The organism is Candidatus Clostridium stratigraminis (assembly GCF_045310675.1).
Classification (GTDB): Bacteria; Bacillota; Clostridia; order Clostridiales; family Clostridiaceae; genus Clostridium_AT; species Clostridium_AT stratigraminis.
Window position 1 is genome coordinate 328,758 of record NZ_JBJHZZ010000001.1, and the last position, 17,584, is coordinate 346,341.

Genomic DNA, 17,584 nt, shown 5'->3' on the forward strand with positions numbered 1-17,584 from the left:
CCCTAAAGTTTATATTTTGTTTATAATTAGTTTATGGAAAATATAGGGTGATAATTTACAATAAGATTATGGGAAGCTTTCCTACAAATAGAAAAAAGAATAAAGGAGAGGTTATTATTGAAATTAAAGAAGAAAACAGTGATGTTGCTTAGCTTTACTGTAGGTACATTGATGTTTGCAACAACGGCTTTGGCTGATGTAGCTTCTAAAAGCGGCTACGACCAGATAAAAGATGCTTTAAAGTTCACAGCAGAAAGTTATAGCAGCAAGCTTTCAAGTTATACAATGGATGTGTCCTTTGTTATGAAGGATAATGATAAAAATTTATCTTCACTAAATGAAGTAATAAAGGTTGATATTAAAAAAGGTGCACGTGAAGATGTTTCAACAAATATAAATTATAACAATCAAAAAGTAGAAGGCTACAACTATACAGATAAAAATAGCTTTATATATTATAATAGTAATCAAAAGGTCTATTATGTAAATGACTTGGATGGAACAAATAGTCAAGTAGCCATGAGTAACCCCTTTAAGGAAAATTCTGCAGGAGATTTTGAAAAAATTGCTGATGCCCTTACAGCAAATCTTAAGGACTATGTAGAGGTAACTTCAAGAACAGATGGAGGCAAGATACTATCAGGGTCACTTAGTGAAGCTCAAATACCAGCTTTGGTAAATGCTGTGACTTCCTTTGAATTTAAAAACACCTATGGTGGATACTATGCAGCAAAGGCTGGAGCTGATCCAGGGAAAGCAACCAAAATAACAAGTGATATATTTGTTAAGGATGTTGCAGGAAAGATTAATGTAGATAAGAATGGCTTAATTGAAAGTATTCTTGCCTCTGGCACCCTTTCTGGAAAGGATGATAAGGGAGCAGTTCATATTATAACCTTTGATTTACTTGGAAAACTTCAGAATGTGAACTCAACTGTAATAAGTAAACCTGATCTTACCGGGAAAAAGGTTGAGAAAGTTTCAAATAGTAAAATGCAAAATAAGCCTAATTATAAAAATTATATAGGTCAGTATAAAGGGGACATAATAATAGACAAGGATGGAAAGCTTGTTAAAATTGGAGAGAGAATATTTGACATTGAATCTTCAGATGATAAGTCTTTTACAGGAAGATACCATGAAGAGTATAGAAAAGGCTATGAAGAATATGCAGCAAATAGGAAGGATTTCAAACTTACAGCTAACTTTGATAAAGATCCATACAATCCTAGCTTTAACTATACAAATTCAGATGGTAAGAGCATAAAAGGGCAGATTGGAATTACACCATATGGAGCAAGATTATATATTAACTTCAATGAACCATCAAAAGGAAACATAATATTAGATGATTTAAGCTTATATAAGGTTTTTGACTAAGAACAATATTTAAACAAACTCTGATTAATAATGAGGATTGATAATGCAGCTATATTTACAAGCATTATCAATTCTCAACTGTATAATTGTTTGCAGGAGGCACTTATGGAAAAAGTAATAGAAATAAATAATATTACTAAGATTTTTAAAAATGGCAGGGGAATAAATGATATTAATCTAGAAATACATAGAGGTGATATTTTTGGATTTTTAGGTCCAAATGGTGCAGGTAAAACCACTGCTATGAAAATAATGACAGGTCTTTCAAGACCTGATAGTGGAGATGTAAAAATATTTGGCTATAGTATTCGCGAAGAATATGAAAAGGCTATGGAAAAAGTGGGATGCATAATTGAGACGGCAGAATCCTATCCCTATCTCACAGCTAAAGAGAATTTGGAACAGTTCGGAAGATATTATAAAAATGTAGATGATAATAGAATAGAGGAAGTTTTAGAACTTGTGGATCTTATAAAATATAAAGATGAACAGGCAAGAAAATTTTCTTTAGGCATGAAGCAGAGATTAGGAATTGCCGCTGCCATTTTATCTAAGCCTGAAGTGATAATATTGGACGAGCCCTTAAATGGACTTGATGTGCAAGGAATGGTACAGATGAGGAATATTATAAAAGATCTTGCAGAAAAAGAGAAGACAACCTTCTTTATTTCCAGCCATCTTATTCATGATGTTGAGTTAACCTGTACTAGAATCGGAATTTTATATGATGGAAAGATACTAAATGTAAATAGCACTGAAGATATATTAAACAGTTATGCATCACTGGAAAATTATTTTATCAGCGAGGTAGAGAGAAATGGGAGAATTTAAGGCCACTTTAATAAATGAATTAGAAAGATTATGTAAAAAGAAAAAAGGGATTGTGGCTGTAATATTATCACTTATTTGTATTATAGCAGGACAGGTTATGCTTGTAGGCTTAAGGACTGGATTTGGTCTAAGAGGGGCAGGCAGTGGTGAATTTCCCATTCTAATACTTTCTGTTGTAGTTAATTCCATACTTCCTCTTTTTACTGCCTTAGTTGCAATAGACAGTTTTTCTGGAGAGTTTTCACAGAATACCATGAAAATTTCACTAACAAGACCTGTAACAAGACTAAAGTTTTTTACTGCAAAGCTTTCTGCAATAATGATATTTGTAGCTATTAATCTTTTAGTAGTAATGGTTTTTTCTATTTTAGTTGGGTTTATGTTTAATACTAATTCCTTTACGCTTAATAGTATATCTAAAATATTAATTTCCTACATAGTAACAATAATGCCAATGCTGGTGCTTGCCCTTGTAATAATAACTCTTGCAAATATATTTAGAAGCGGAACTAGTGTCTTTTTTATGTCTATTCTTATATTTATCGCTTTTAAGGCCCTTGGAATTATTTTTTCAAGGTATTCAGGGTTGCTTTTTACTTCCATGCTGGATTGGTATAATCTCTGGCTTATGAACTCTTTACCTCTTTCAAAAATCTTTAGAGATTTTTTACTTATGTGTAGTTATGTTATAATATTATTTACTGGGAGCTACTACTTATTTGATAAAAAGGATTTTTAAGGAGAGCAAATGAACATTAAAAGACGCACCCTTCTCTCAAATACAATAACAGTTACTATTCCAATTGTGGTTACTTTTATTGCGGCTTTATTTTTAAGCGTAATTGTTCCAGGAATTTTTCATAAGAATTTAGGTTTTGAGAACTTCAAACAATTATTGGCTGTAAAAGCTGAACTGCTTGACAATAAAAGCAGTATTTTAATACAAAATCCAGAAACTATAAAGGATGCTGATTTTCAAAATTACATGAAAGCAAAACTTTTAAGCTTCAATGGGGAAATGGCAGTTATAATTAATGATAATCTTATTTATTCATCTAAAACCTTTAATAAGATTGATGTAGAAAGATTTATTGAGGATAAAAGTAACCCTTCTATAAACAATAGTATAAAGGTTGGAAACATATTATATGCTATAGAAGCACTGCCAATAAAGCTTAATGATGGAACTACAGCAGATATAATATTATTAGCACCAATAGGGGAACAGCAGTCATTACAGGAGATTATTTTAATACTCGTAATTATATTTATAATTTCATTCATAGCGGTAAATACTTTTGCATCCTACTTGTTTTCCAAAAGAATACTTAAGCCGGTGGAACTTTTAAAAAGAGCTGCAGGAGAAATAAGCAGCGGAAATCTTGATTATGAGGTAGTTGAAGCTGGTGACCAGGAAATAATGGAATTATGCAGAGATTTTGAAAAAATGAGGATACAATTGAAGGATTCTGTACAGGAAAAAGCGAAGTATGATGAAAACAGAAATATGCTTGTTTCTAGTATTTCTCACGATTTAAAAACACCAATAACCTCAATAAAAGGTTATGTGGAAGGAATTTTAGATGGAGTAGCAAACACACAAGATAAGCTTGATAGCTATCTTAGAACAGTTTATTCCAAAGCAGAACTTGTTGATTCCTTAATTGATGATTTGCTTTTATATTCAAAACTAGACTTGAAAAAGCTGCCTTTTGATTTTGAAAAGACAGATGCTGAGGAGTATTTTAAATACTGCATATTTGACAGTGCAATAGAGCTGGAAAAAGTTAATATAAAAATAAAGCTTAAAAATGAGTTATTAGGGGTAAGATACATTACTATTGATAGGGAAAGAATGAGGAGAGTTATTATGAACATTATAGATAACTCTCGTAAATATATGGATAAGGAAGAAGGACAAATTATAATAGTTCTTAGGGAAACTAATTTAAGTATTGTTATTGAAATCAGAGATAATGGAGCTGGAATTAAAAAGGAAGATTCAAATAAAATTTTTGATAGATTTTATAGGGGAGATACTGCTAGAACGGAGACGAAAGGAACCGGACTCGGACTTGCTATAGCAAGACAAATAGTTGAAGGTCATAAAGGAAGGATATGGGCTATAAGCCACGGAAAAGCTGGTACAAGTATATTGATATCACTTGCTAAACAAGAGAGGTAGAAATTTATGAAAAAAGTTTTAATTATAGAGGACGATATAAGCATCGCTAAACTTCAAAAGGACTATCTAGAGCTTTCAAGCTTTGAGGTTGACATATGTATTGATGGTATAAAAGGGTTGAAAGCCATGAAGGAAAAGGAATATGATTTGGTGATACTAGACCTTATGCTCCCAAAAATGGATGGCTATGATATTTTGAAAAAAATACAGGAAGATAAGAGCATGCCTGTTTTAATTGTATCAGCTAAAAAAGAAGAGATAGACAAGATAAAGGGGTTAAGTCTTGGAGCTGATGATTATATTACTAAGCCCTTTAGCCCAGGAGAGCTTGTTGCCAGAGTGAAGACACATATACAAAATTATGAAAGAATAAAAAGCAGGATTGGCAGTAAGGAAAATAATAGCAGCATTTTTATAAGAGGACTAGAAATTCAAAAGGATTCAAGAAGAGTTTTTATTCATGGGAAAGAAGTGAATTTGCCGCAGAAGGAATTCGACCTTTTGATTTATTTGGCTCAAAATCCAAACAGAGTTTTTGGACGAGAAGAGCTATTTGAAAGAATTTGGGGACTTGATTCTCTTGGAGACAGTGCCACAGTAACAGTACATATAGGAAGAATTAGGGAAAAGATTGAATCTGATTCTTCAAATCCGCAGTATATAGAGACTGTATGGGGAGCAGGTTACAGGTTAAAAGTATAATATTAGGAGGTTAAAGCTCTAAATGAGCTTATACGGGTAGTCTACCGATGAGTAATCGGTAAGCTAGACTAGCCAGTGTATCGAGGGGGAGCGAGTGATCTAAATTACTCAGTGTGACCACTAAAAGGAGGAAAGAATAAAATGAGAGCTTTTATGAGTCAATGCTCACAATTTAAAAATTTATATATACCCTTTAAAAAAGGAGAGGTTGAAAAAGAAACTGTTACCTGGATGGATCTTCATAGGAAGGAATGCAGCTTTTGCAGAGAGTGGAGCAAAAGCGTGGATGAGAATAGAGAAGATAAGAGATGATATACAATTATTATTCATGGATTAAAGATTAGAACTGTATTTATATTCATAAGGCTACCTGCTTTAAAAGGTAAAAGCTGCTATAATAATTGAATATATCTATTTATTAATATAATAGATATAATTAAAAAATGGGGTCTGATTTTAAAAAGTCAGATCCCATTTTATGCCTCACAGAAGACTGAAAGGTTCAGTTTTTTTAAGTATTAGCTTTGCTTTCTAAACGGTTTTCCTAATAAGCTCAAAATATGTGCCGCCTCCGTAAATGATTAGTGTGTTATTATCTTTAATAAAGAAGGTAGAAACATAGCCATTTGGGTCAGAAACTGAAACTTCTGCAATAGAATCAGTTTTTAATCCCAACTTATCTAAGGGAATACGATAATTGGTTATAAAATCAGCATTAGAAATAACTGATTTTTTATATACAGGATTAGCAGCCAACTTGGTAATATCTGAGGGCTGATCTCCAAAAAAGCTTGCTTTGTCTTGTGAAAAGCTTAAAGTTTTACCTATTAAGCTTTTTGCGTTCTCACTACTGTAGGCTCCTACTGGGCCAAAAGCTAACACCTGATTAATTACCCACTCACCATAAAATGCTTCTTTAGTTTCATTTGCTGAAGCATTTGTATTTGTGTTAGTATTTGTATTTGTATTTTGTGATGGCTTGGGGGTATTTGAATCGCCTTGGGTATTATTTTCTTGCTGAATTGAAGTTGTTGAGTTTGGAGAAATAGTGCTAACAGCATTGCTCTTACTTTCTGTATTCGTAGTATTATTTGTAGATACCTTGCAGCCTGTTAAACCTATTAAACCAACAGAAATTATCAATATAATGGATAATAGTGTATTTGTCCATTTACTTTTTTTGAATTTACTAATCATAATAATTCTCCTTTTATAGCTTGATTTATTCTTTGAAATTCCCATAGTAACAGGGATGAAATTTGATTCGGAAAGAAGTTTTATAAGTTTTATTATGGTTCTGCCATAACCTTGGTATTCCACTTCATTTATGTATCTTAATGCTTCAGCATCACAGGATATTTCACAATCCTCACGAATTTTATTAAAAGCATACCATATGAGCGGATTAAAGAAATAAATAATCTGCAAAAGGGCAATAATCCAGTTTGTTACTATATCTTTTCTCTTGTAGTGAGTTAATTCATGAAGGAAAATATATTTTATTTCAGCATCACTTAATTGGTCCAAATATGGTTTTGATACTAATATCTTAGTATTAAAAAAGCCATATAAAGAAGGGGTTCTTACTTTTTTAGAGGAAAGTAATGGAATAGTATGCTTTATCTTCATAATATCTTTACAACAATCAAGAATACCATTTATTCTTTCATCTTTTAATGGAGTATATTTTTTATGAACATTAACAGCAAAAGCTATATTTATATAAAGGGTGTAAAGACTAAATAGAAGCACTCCTATTGCACAGACCAAAGTCATTAAAGTAATTGCAGAATTAAATTTTAGAATATCATTTGCCTTTAAAGTTGTATTAGTTATAGGGCTTGATGCGTCAGAATTAGTTATATTATTTTTATTTACACTTGCATCTGCAGTTTTAGGCGTATTAATAGAGCTCCCATTTAATGAACTTTCTTGAAAGGGAATGCTAATTTGGCTAATAGGTAAATTTACTTTTTCCCCTGCTGCATTGAATAAATTATATATACTCACAGAACTTTCGGGATAAAAAGGGATGAGAAGCCTTATAAGAAGTAAAACCCAAATGTAGTAATGCCATTTTGGACTTAAGGCTTTATTAAATATTTTTTTTATAAGTAATATGATTAGAATTAATACACTTGCAGTAGCTCCAAGATAAATAATTTCTTTAAATAACCCAATTAAATTATTCATATTAATTTACCTGCTCTTCTTGGAATTTAATAAGGCTTCAAGTTCTTTTATATCCGTTTCAGATAATTTTTCATCCTTGATAAAGTTAGCTATGAGCATATTAAAGGAACCATCATAGCATTTTTTAAGAAAGGTTTTTGTTTCCTCTTTAACACATTCATCTTCAGACACAGACGCATAATAAGAGTAGAAGGTTTTTTCTTTTTTTGCTGTAATTGCGCCCTTTGCAACTAACCTTCTAATTAATGTATGAATAGTCTTAGGATTCCAGCCAGTAACAGCTTCAAGGGCTTCAACTATTTCATGTCCTAATATAGGGGATTTTTTCCATAATACTTTCATAACCTTCCACTCAGAATCAGATATATTGTTCATATTATTTCTACCTCTTTTCGTATTACAAATGTACTACAACTTCATATTACAACTGTAATATGAAGTTGTCAATATAAAAATATAAAAAGAAAGTTTTATATTTAATTCAACTATGCAGAAACTATTGATTTCCAAAGAGAAGTTTTTGTTTGTATGTAACATTTCAATATTAGAGTTTTACCCTAAAGTCTAAAAATTCGGAATATTGTCAAAATATGTTGTAAAATTATGGTGGATAATAGGAACTTTTGATTGTAAAATAAGAAAAAGAGAAGTTTATATAATAGTTGTGGGTCTTATTAAATTGTGATAGGCTTCCTTCAAAAACAAAAACAAATCTGCTCATATCTATATATTAAGGGGGAGATTTTTTGAAACTTCAAATACTTATTGATTTAATAAAAGACAATCAGAAATTCCTATTAAAGCGTATTTTGTATTATGCTAAACTTTATGATTATGTTAAATATACTTCCACCTTAGAAGAAGCATGGATAGTATCTATTTCAGGTTTATCACAGACTTTAGTAGAAGCTATTTTAACTGATCCTAAAGTCCCTGAAATTTTTGTAGATCAAGATTTCAAGCATAGTCCTATATCATCTTTTGGCATTGCTGAAGCTCAAAAACATAGAAAAAGAGGTGTTACCCTTGAAATGTTTTTGAGTCTCATGAAATATTATCGCCAATCATATTTGGACCTTATTCGGGATTCAATTCAAGACATTGAACAGAAATATATGTTTGAACTATGGATAAATCGCTATTTTGATAATAACGAGATTGCCTTTTGCTCAGAATGGAACTCTAAATCAAAAGATAAATTACTCTCAGAGCTTCAAACTACAAACCGCAATCTTACAAATGAAAAGAATAAATACTTGACTATTTTTGAAAGTATATCAAATCCTGCCTTTGTCTTAGATAATGGGAATTATTGTATTAATATAAATTATGCTGCACAGCAGCTTATAAATGAAAGTATGCAATCTCCTGGATATATTTATTATTCCAATTTACCTTCAAAGCTTAAATTAATTGAAGTATTACCTTGGTTATATGATGATTTTATGGAGTTTTTTCTTGGAGGCGATTTGGAAACATCTATAGAAAAAGATTTTGATTCGCCTACACAAGGACTAAGAAACCTATCCATTAAATTTAGTAGAATGTTAGATGTAAGCGATAAGTTTCAAGGAGCTATAATTCTTATTGAGGACCTAACAGAGCGCAAGAAAATTGAAGATCAACTTGCACAAATGCATTTTAACGAATTACTTAAAATTCAACAGGAACAATTATTGAAAATAGAAAGAGAAAAAAATGAAGCACTTGAAAATTCTATAAGATTAAAAGATGAGTTTTTGTATCTTATTTCTCACGAATTCAAAACACCAATTGCAGTGATAAGCTTAGCTTTACAATCAATAAATACTTTATATAGAAGTCAAATACCTAATAGTATGGGTAAACTTATTTCAACAATTGGATTAAATACAAATAGACAACTTAGATTAGTGAACAATTTACTTGAAATTACACGTATTAATTCAGGAAATTTAAAGATTAAGAAAGGCACTTTTGATATTGTATATCTTATTAATTCACTTGTTAACTCAGTTGAGTATATTGCTGAACAAAAGTCCGTGGAGATAAGGTTTACTTCTAAATTTAAAAAGAAGGAAATATTGGTTGATGAAGAAAAAATAGAAAGGATAATTTTAAATCTACTTTCTAACGCATTAAAATTCACACCATCTGGTAAATCCATAAATGTGTCCTTAACCAATAAAAAATATAAAAATAAAGATATGATTAGTATTAGTGTTCAAGATGAAGGTATCGGAATACCCAAAAACAAGCAAGCACTTATATTTGAAAAGTTTGGACAAGTTGATACAAGCTTATCTAGACAAGCAGAGGGAATAGGAATAGGCCTTCACCTTGTTAAGCTGCTTGTTAATGCACTTGATGCCTATATCTTTTTAGAAAGTGAAGAACAGAAAGGCAGCAATTTTATAGTTTTGATACCTGCCACTAAAAGAATGTCAGTAGATAAAACTCCTTCAGCAAGCAATATAACAGAGGATTTTGTTGAAAGAGAAAACCGAATAGTAAAGGAAATAGAAATAGAATTTTCTGATATATATTTATGATATGGGCATAGGGACGTTGCTCGCTACACGTGAAAATATGAAAGAGAAACGTCCACATACTACATTGAAGGAGCCACTTAAACCTTAGAGTTTTTTTGTGGCTCTTAATTATTAATTAATTCTAAAATACGCTGTGCTGCACTGCCTTTATATAAGCCGCCATGATAGCATATCACAGCTTCTATATCATAATTTGATAGTTTTCTTAAGGAATCTATATATAAAGAATTATTTAAATTAATACTTGAAGATGTCATAACAAGTGTTCCGTTTTCAACAGCTAATGCATCACCAGCTATCAAGGTTTTACTTTGTTTGTGATAAAGGCAAATATGGCCTGGGGTATGGCCTGGTGTAAAAATAATAGTGATTCCACCTAAGTAAGGAAGCACATCTCCATCAGACAACGTTCTGCCTATTTTTACATGCAAATTACTATAGAAACCTTTTAAAGCTTCATATACTTTTTTCATCTGCTCAGGAAGGTATTCAAGTCTAGCTTCAAGTGCTGCCAGCTTTACTGGGTATTTTTCACCTTCAATATATTCCTTCTCTAACTCATTTGTAAGAATTTCAATCTTTTGTGTTGATTCCTTAAGAATGCTAGGAAGACCGCCAACATGATCTATATCTTGATGAGTGAGAATTATTTTATTAAGCTTTGAAAAAGATAGGTTTGCAGTACTAAAGGACTCTTGGACTTGCCTCTGCTGATTAGGATAGCCAGTATCAACCAGAATCATATTATCCTTATCCTTTATAAGTGTTGGGTAAATCTTTTCTGGCGTTCCCATTAAATTTACTGAAACCTCTAACATTTCTATTCCATCAACAATTTTCATTATTTTATACCTCCAAAATTAATAATGGTTTTAGTATAAAATATTATATCAGTTCATACAATTTTATCAAGTGTATAAACTTGTATCATAACACAAAAATTATATTTTGTCAATATACATTTTTGCAATAATTTGCTAAGTTATATCAATGTGGCAGTAGAAATGTCCCCGTGCTATACTTATGCCATACCGTATTATAAAGCTTCTTTATTAGCTACTCTTCGAGCTCCTAACTTTCCATCCATATACTTTATACTTATAAAAGTCAATATTATCATTGCCGCAGATAAAATTAAATGTGTGGTGAATATGTCACTGTGATCCTTTAAGATACCCATGAATGGGAAAGCTATAGCAACTGCTAAATTCGTACAGAGACTTTGGAAGGAAAGAATAGTAGAACGCTTATCTGAAGGAATATGCTTGTTTAAATATTTTGTAGTTACAGGTCCATATATGCCCCTTGCGGCCTGCTGAAGCAGAATTGCAAAAACTCCTGGCCAAGCTCTAACCGTTCCTAATATTAAAAAGGATACTATCATAAGAGCTGACATAAAAGTTAAGGTCTTAGGCTTAGTTTTTTCCATAATGTATGAACTTCTCTTTGAAATAAAAGCAGCTGTAATATTAAATATGAAAAAAATTACTCCAAAATATTTTACTGGTATATTAACCCCCTCCATATAAGGCTGAAAGTACCAAAATCCAGTTCTATAAAATATAAAAAATATCATAGAGAAAAATACAATTGCTTTAAGCTTGTCATGATTTAAAATATATTTTCCGCTTTCTTTTATATGCTTAAAATAGTTAATGCCAAATCTGCCTTCCTTTCCTTCAACTTCTGGTTCCTTAAATGTTAGAACGATGGCTATAGTTACAAGCATAAATATTATTGAAACAATTAAAGGAAGATTTACATTTTTCTCATACAAGAAACTTGATAATACAGATCCTATCGCCTGAGCATATAAAGAATAGGAACGTGCCTTTCCTTCAATAATCTGAAATTCCTTTTCTCTTTTAAGCATCTTTAAAGAATCATAAATTAGTGCCGTATCCGCACCGGACTTAAAAGCCGATCCTAGACTGAAAGTGATTTCTGATAATGCAAATACAAAGAAGCTTTTCCCAACTATGTAAAATAGAAGTCCTAGAGCCCATAGTGATGCGCCAATAAGGATACTGTATTTTCTTCCTAACTTATCAGCAACTGCCCCAGTTGGAACTTCAAAGAAAAACACTGATATGGAAGATATTGATTGAAGCAGCATTATTTCAGTAAAGCTTAGCCCTTTTGCCGTAAGAAATAATACTAAAATTGGTCCTAAAATTAAAAGCTCTGCAAAGGTTGAATATAAGTAATAAAGCCTCACATTTTTTTCAATACGCATAGTTTCGCCCCCTTTTAGATAAAAATAAAAACCCCGCAAAGTCACATTTTAGATAAGCAGCGCCAACTATTGACTTATGCCTGTGAAAAATCGGTGAAGATTCGAAATTTTCACAGGCATAAGATAAGTTTACGTAATGCTTACTAATTAGTGACTCCGCAGGGTAAAACTCTACGTGTAGGAAAGGGTCCCTGTACTGCTATAAGTTAAGTACACTCACTTTGTTGCATTTTACCATATATTATATTGTTTGTAAATAGAGCTTTATTAAAATTATGACGTGGGTGAAAGCACCTGGCTTTAAATAAGCTTTATTATATTAAAATTATCCTTAAGCAAAGTCCAATTTTGTGGGAAAGGATAACCTAAGGCCCAGTAACTGATTCCTCTTAAATTATAGTCCTTTACCGCATCAAATTTAGCCTGAGCACTTCTGGCATCTTCAAACCACACAACGTGAGACCGTCCCTGATTATCAACATAGTTAAAAAATGGTGTTTGACTTACTGGATCAAAATTAATAGTTGCTCCATATTTCACTGCCCTTGAAATAGCTTCCTGCATACTAAAGGTTTCTGCTTCCATACCTTGGACATGGGGAAGAAGCCAGTCTCTAGCATATAATTGAAAGCCAAAGAAAATTTTATCACGATGTATAACAGAAACAGCGTAATCAAGGACTTGTTTTATTTTGTCTAATGGAGAAATTGCCTGCGGCGGCCCTAGGCGGTAACCCCACTCGTAGGTCATTAATATAACAAAATCTACAATTCTTCCATGTGCAGCATAATCGTGAGCTTCGTACAATAAACCCTGCTGGCTTTCCCCTGTTTTTGGTGCTAGAGCAGTGGACACGAAGAAATTCTCTCTATGAAGCCTTTGAACTACACTTTCTAAAAATTGATTATAATTTTCCCTATCCTCAGGAAGCACGTTCTCAAAATCAATATTTACCCCTTGGTATCCTTTTTCCTTCATAATATTAATAATATTAGTAATAAGTTTTTGACTGATATCTTTATTTGATAGAACCACATGTGCAAGATTATGGCCAAGCTCCGTGGAAGTAAAATTAGTTATTGACATCATGGGCACTATGCTTCCTGCATAAGCAGCATTTATTAATGAGGAATCATCAATAGTTTCTAAAGTACCGTCTTCTTTAATTCTATAGGCAAAAGGAGCCAAATAAGTTAAAAATGGAGCAGCTTCTCTAACTGTTTGAACTGAACTTTCAGTAAAATCGTAAATATACCCATTTACATAAGTTGAAGGCCTTATTCTTGGAATTACTAGAATTGTGCCTGTGTAAACGAGATTTGGATTTACAATATTATTTACTTCTATTAATCTGTTAATGGAAACTCCATAGCGCTGCGCTACCTGCCATAAGGTTTCGCCTGGTTTTAATGTATATCTAATAGCTGGAATAATTAACTGGAGCCCTGGATAAATATTATCAATACTACTAATGTTATTTACCTGTACTATGGATTGCATAGATACTCCATAAAGCTGCGCAATATTCCATAAGGTGTCTCCGCTTCTAACAATATGAATGGCATCCTCAGTTGGAATAATTATGGCTTGACCAATGAGCAGATCATTAGGATATTGAAGTCCATTAACCATAATTATTTTAGCAATTGGGACATTATAATAATTTGAGATTTGCCAAAGTGTATCCCCTGATTTAACTACATGGATTAGCATTTAATTCCTCCAGATTATTGTCTTTTATTTATAGTTTATGTGAATTTTACAAATAGGTGCAGGTGCTTATTGCTGGTTAATCTAGTTTAACATCTTATCATCATGTGTTTTTAAGTGAAATTTAAACATCCCTAATCATTTTGGTGGTTCTCTAGAGGAAATAATTCACTATTACTTGCAAAAAAATACAAAGATGATATAATATCATAAACAGTGAGAGTGTATCTAGGGTTCCGATCAAAAGATGTCTGGTCCGAGCGATACAGGAGTTTATCTACACTTTTAGGAAAAAAGCCTAAAGGACGAGTCTCGAATAGGGAGACATGTCCTTTGGGCTTAATTTTTTTATCAAGGAAAGAGGAGGATTAAAATGAGTATTATTAAGGTTGATAACCTGTGTAAAACCTTTAAGGTAAAAACTAAGGAGCAAGGCTTGGCTGGAAGCATGAAGTCAGTGTTTTCACCTTCCTATAGAGTAATTGAAGCGGTAAATAGCATTTCATTTCAGATAGAGAGGGGAGAGATATTAGCATTTATTGGCCCAAATGGAGCGGGAAAATCTACTACTATAAAGATGCTTACAGGGATACTACATCCATCCGCTGGCAGCATACAGGTATTAGGAATGAATCCATCAACAGAGAGAAAACAATTATCCTTTAAAATAGGTACAGTATTCGGTCAAAAGTCTCAGCTTTGGTTTCATCTTCCACCGCTAGATAGTTTTAATTTACTAGGTAATATCTATGAGATGGATAAGGCCAAGCTTAAGAAGAGAGTAGAATTACTTAAGGAAATTTTCGAAATAGGAGATTTAATGGACGTACCTGTTAGAAAGCTATCTTTAGGGCAGAGAATTCGTTGTGAGATAGCAGCATCAATTCTCCATGAACCAGAAATTATATTTTTAGATGAACCTACCATAGGCTTGGATGTTGTTGTTAAGCAGAAGATAAGAGAGCTTATTCTGCAGTTAAATAAAGAAGAGAAGACGACAATTTTCCTAACCTCGCATGATGCAGGTGATATAGAGCAGCTTTGCAAAAGAGCAATAATTATCAATCATGGTGAGGTGGTGCTTAATGAAAGTATAAAAAGTCTTAAGTATGATTATCTAAATAAAAAGGAAATTCATATTAAATATAACCAAGCTGTAAATGTAGATAACTTAGATATAAATGTTATCAAAAATAAGGGAGATGCACTAAAGGTTCAAGTAGATACCTCAAAGCAGGACATAGAAGAGGTGCTCACTGAGCTTATAAAGTGTGGAAAGGTTAATGACATAACCATATCTGAACCGCCTTTAGAGGAAATTATATCATACATTTATAAGCAGAATAGAGACATGACAGTAAATAATTGTCATGAACAGTATAAGGAATATTAGGAGGGATAAGCATGAAGGCAATTCGTAAGTATATGGAAGTTTCCAAGATAACCATGTCAAACAGCCTTGTGTACTTTTGGAATTTTTTAAGCAAGAATTTATTTTTCATATTTATCATGCTTATATACCTAATGCTTTGGGAAAATATCTATGGTCAAAAGGGAGGTAGTCTAGGCGGATTAACTTTAAATAAAATGATCTGGTATTTGGTAGTTACTGAGCTTGTCACCCTTTCTAGAACAGATATTCACACTCAAGTAAATGAAGATGTTAAGACAGGAAATATTGCTTATCTGCTTAATAAGCCCTATAACTATATTTTGTACTGCTTCTCATACTTTATAGGAGAGATAGGCATAAAGCTTATAACCAATAGCATGGCAGGCCTTATAATAGGATTAATTTATGTTGGACCGCTAGAGAACTTTAACTTTACGTATCTCCCATTTATATTGCTGTCAATAATAGTTGGATGCACTATACACTTTTTTATTTATATAATCTTAGCACTTACCTCCTTCTGGGTTGAAGAAAATAGTGCTTTTTTCTGGATTTATTCAAAGTTAGTTTTTACACTAGGAGGAATGCTTGTGCCTATAGACCTTTTTCCTAATTGGCTGCAAAACATATCAAAGTATATGCCATTTGCATATGTCACTTATGTACCTGGAAAGCTTGCAGTGGACTTTTCCTTTATAAACTTTTATAGACAATTTTCAATACAGTTAATATATCTTGTGATATTCTTTGTATTAGCAATGACCTTGTATAGAAAGGGGGCAAGAAATCTAAATGTTAATGGAGGTTAAAAAGAGCCTTAAACTAATGTTTTATTATTTTAAATTCAACATATCCTCAGTTATGGAATACAGGGTAAGCTTTCTCATTCAGAGCTTTGGAATGGTGCTTAATAATGCTTCATTTATTTTCTTTTGGTGGATACTGTTTAACAATGTGAATAATATAGGAGGTTATGGCTTCAAGGATGTAATGATGCTGTGGGCTTTATCCTCTACTGGGTATGGGTTATGCTTTGTAGTTTTTGGTAATCTAAGTCAGATTACTAGAATGATATTAAACGGAGAGTTAGATACTTATCTTCTACAACCAAAGGATCCTTTAATTAATATAATTTGTTCTAAAACTGTTGTGTCAGCATGGGGTGATACCTTGTATGGAGTAATATTGTTTATTTTGATTAAGGGCTTTATTCTTAAGGGATTTTTATTATTCTTATTATTCAGTGCAACAGCCAGCATAATATTTGCTTCGGTATTAGTAACCTTCCATGCCTTAAGCTTTTATGCAGGCAGCGTAGAAGGATTAGCACAGCTAACTACAGAGTTTTTAATAAGCTTCAGTATATATCCCGAGGGCATTTTTAAAGGAGGACTTAAATATATACTTTACACAATAATTCCAGCTGCTTTTATGGTGTATATGCCAGCTAAAGTGATAGATCAATTTAATCTAATAATGCTTTTAGAAGTTTTAGGAGTTGCTCTGTTTTGGATAATTATAGCCTACACAATGTTCTATAGGGGACTTAAGAAATATGAGTCAGGTAATTTGATAATTAACAAGCTGTAATAAAAACACTCAGGGTTTTGTGTTAGCCAACCATAAATTCATTCTCTTAAGAATATTATGTATAAGAAAGGAGTGAAATTATGGTAGCAGGAACTCATATAACAATAGCAAATATAGTTTATAAGTATCTTTATAATAAATTAAATTTTAAACTAGACTGGCCTTCATTTTCCTATGGAAATATTCTGCCTGATTTAGACAGAACTTATGTTGATTGTGAACACAATATAGAAGATAGCTTGGATACAATTAATTGCAATGCTAATGAACTAATTAATAGTAAGGTTAATAATAAGGAATTTTCACTGGGACTGGGTATAATATGCCACTTTATCTGTGATTATTTTTGTCTATATCATACTCATGAATATCAGAAAGAAAATCTAGTAACCCATGTTGCCTATGAAGGAGCACTTCATGCTAATCTTTTAAAAAAGCAACTAAAAGGAGGCTTAAATTTACGTTTTAAGTGCAAGACGGAAGATAGTGTGGAGTTAATGGTTTTAAAATTAAGAAAGAAGTATATTAATGAGTCTAAGGGCATTGATACAGATATAAATTTTTCTGTGATTGCAGCAGTTACAATTTGCGAAATGATTACTCGTAAATGGTTAGGATATAATGCTATTAAGTCAAATGACCAGGGGTAATATATAATGAAGTTAACATTGGAAAGGGATATACCGCACTTAGGCTTAAGTATTCAAATTGCTAACCAGACTAGTGACAACAGCTCCGTAAGCATAATAATTAAAAAGTAAAATTATTTTATTAGTATTTTCGCCTCAACTATTAAGTTTTCAGGCTTATTTTTATCAATATCCTTAATATTT

The 17,584-nt window shown here is 32.1% G+C and carries 16 protein-coding genes; 11 read left to right on the forward strand and 5 right to left on the reverse strand.

Annotated elements, in window-relative coordinates:
* Positions 1-117: 117 nt before the first annotated feature.
* From ACJDUG_RS01680 to ACJDUG_RS01705, 6 genes are all read left to right on the forward strand, one after another.
* On the forward strand, positions 118-1,380 hold the full coding sequence (locus ACJDUG_RS01680; RefSeq protein WP_406768137.1) for a hypothetical protein: 1,263 nt from the start codon (positions 118-120) through the stop codon (positions 1,378-1,380).
* Positions 1,381-1,485: 105 nt separating this feature from the next.
* Positions 1,486-2,211, forward strand: a complete 726-nt coding sequence (locus tag ACJDUG_RS01685; protein WP_406768138.1) for an ABC transporter ATP-binding protein — start codon at positions 1,486-1,488, stop codon at positions 2,209-2,211.
* Positions 2,198-2,950 (forward strand): ABC transporter permease, encoded by a 753-nt coding sequence (locus ACJDUG_RS01690; protein WP_406768139.1) that lies wholly within the window; start codon positions 2,198-2,200, stop codon positions 2,948-2,950. The genes ACJDUG_RS01685 and ACJDUG_RS01690 overlap by 14 nt, the downstream gene beginning before the upstream one ends.
* A gap of 9 nt (positions 2,951-2,959) precedes the next feature.
* Complete coding sequence (locus tag ACJDUG_RS01695; protein WP_406768141.1) at positions 2,960-4,396, forward strand: sensor histidine kinase; 1,437 nt, start codon at positions 2,960-2,962, stop codon at positions 4,394-4,396.
* Positions 4,397-4,402: 6 nt separating this feature from the next.
* The gene (locus ACJDUG_RS01700) at positions 4,403-5,098 is read left to right on the forward strand and encodes a response regulator transcription factor (protein WP_406768142.1); all 696 of its coding nucleotides are present in this window, start codon (positions 4,403-4,405) and stop codon (positions 5,096-5,098) included.
* A 141-nt stretch (positions 5,099-5,239) separates the two neighbouring features.
* Positions 5,240-5,410, forward strand: a complete 171-nt coding sequence (locus ACJDUG_RS01705; RefSeq protein WP_406768143.1) for a hypothetical protein — start codon at positions 5,240-5,242, stop codon at positions 5,408-5,410.
* Positions 5,411-5,629: 219 nt separating this feature from the next.
* Here ACJDUG_RS01705 and ACJDUG_RS01710 read toward each other — a convergent pair whose 3' ends face one another.
* Together ACJDUG_RS01710 and ACJDUG_RS01715 are read right to left on the reverse strand one after the other, a co-directional pair.
* Positions 5,630-7,291, reverse strand: a complete 1,662-nt coding sequence (locus tag ACJDUG_RS01710) for a M56 family metallopeptidase (protein ID WP_406768144.1) — start codon at positions 7,289-7,291, stop codon at positions 5,630-5,632.
* 6 nt (positions 7,292-7,297) lie between these two features.
* Positions 7,298-7,666: a BlaI/MecI/CopY family transcriptional regulator gene (locus ACJDUG_RS01715; RefSeq protein ID WP_406768145.1), complete on the reverse strand. Its 369-nt coding sequence runs from the start codon at positions 7,664-7,666 to the stop codon at positions 7,298-7,300.
* Positions 7,667-8,037: 371 nt separating this feature from the next.
* Between ACJDUG_RS01715 and ACJDUG_RS01720 the strand changes: the two genes are divergently transcribed.
* Positions 8,038-9,822, forward strand: coding sequence for a sensor histidine kinase (locus ACJDUG_RS01720; protein WP_406768146.1), 1,785 nt, complete (start codon positions 8,038-8,040; stop codon positions 9,820-9,822).
* A gap of 104 nt (positions 9,823-9,926) precedes the next feature.
* On the opposite strand, the gene ACJDUG_RS01725 is transcribed toward ACJDUG_RS01720, so the two are convergent.
* The 3 genes from ACJDUG_RS01725 to ACJDUG_RS01735 form a co-directional block, all read right to left on the reverse strand.
* Positions 9,927-10,664, reverse strand: coding sequence for an MBL fold metallo-hydrolase (locus tag ACJDUG_RS01725; protein WP_406768147.1), 738 nt, complete (start codon positions 10,662-10,664; stop codon positions 9,927-9,929).
* 194 nt (positions 10,665-10,858) lie between these two features.
* Positions 10,859-12,058: an MFS transporter gene (locus tag ACJDUG_RS01730; protein WP_406768148.1), complete on the reverse strand. Its 1,200-nt coding sequence runs from the start codon at positions 12,056-12,058 to the stop codon at positions 10,859-10,861.
* Positions 12,059-12,358: 300 nt separating this feature from the next.
* Complete coding sequence (locus ACJDUG_RS01735) at positions 12,359-13,771, reverse strand: LysM peptidoglycan-binding domain-containing protein (RefSeq protein WP_406768149.1); 1,413 nt, start codon at positions 13,769-13,771, stop codon at positions 12,359-12,361.
* 370 nt (positions 13,772-14,141) lie between these two features.
* Between ACJDUG_RS01735 and ACJDUG_RS01740 the strand changes: the two genes are divergently transcribed.
* The 4 genes from ACJDUG_RS01740 (at position 14,142) to ACJDUG_RS01755 (ending at position 17,401) form a co-directional block, all read left to right on the forward strand.
* Positions 14,142-15,161: an ABC transporter ATP-binding protein gene (locus ACJDUG_RS01740; protein WP_406768150.1), complete on the forward strand. Its 1,020-nt coding sequence runs from the start codon at positions 14,142-14,144 to the stop codon at positions 15,159-15,161.
* A gap of 11 nt (positions 15,162-15,172) precedes the next feature.
* A complete protein-coding gene (locus ACJDUG_RS01745; protein ID WP_406768151.1) occupies positions 15,173-15,970 on the forward strand; it encodes an ABC transporter permease in 798 nt (265 codons plus the stop codon).
* On the forward strand, positions 15,960-16,751 hold the full coding sequence (locus tag ACJDUG_RS01750; protein WP_406768152.1) for an ABC transporter permease: 792 nt from the start codon (positions 15,960-15,962) through the stop codon (positions 16,749-16,751). The genes ACJDUG_RS01745 and ACJDUG_RS01750 overlap by 11 nt, the downstream gene beginning before the upstream one ends.
* Before the next feature lie 80 nt (positions 16,752-16,831).
* The gene (locus ACJDUG_RS01755; protein WP_406768153.1) at positions 16,832-17,401 is read left to right on the forward strand and encodes a zinc dependent phospholipase C family protein; all 570 of its coding nucleotides are present in this window, start codon (positions 16,832-16,834) and stop codon (positions 17,399-17,401) included.
* Positions 17,402-17,584 lie beyond the last annotated feature (183 nt).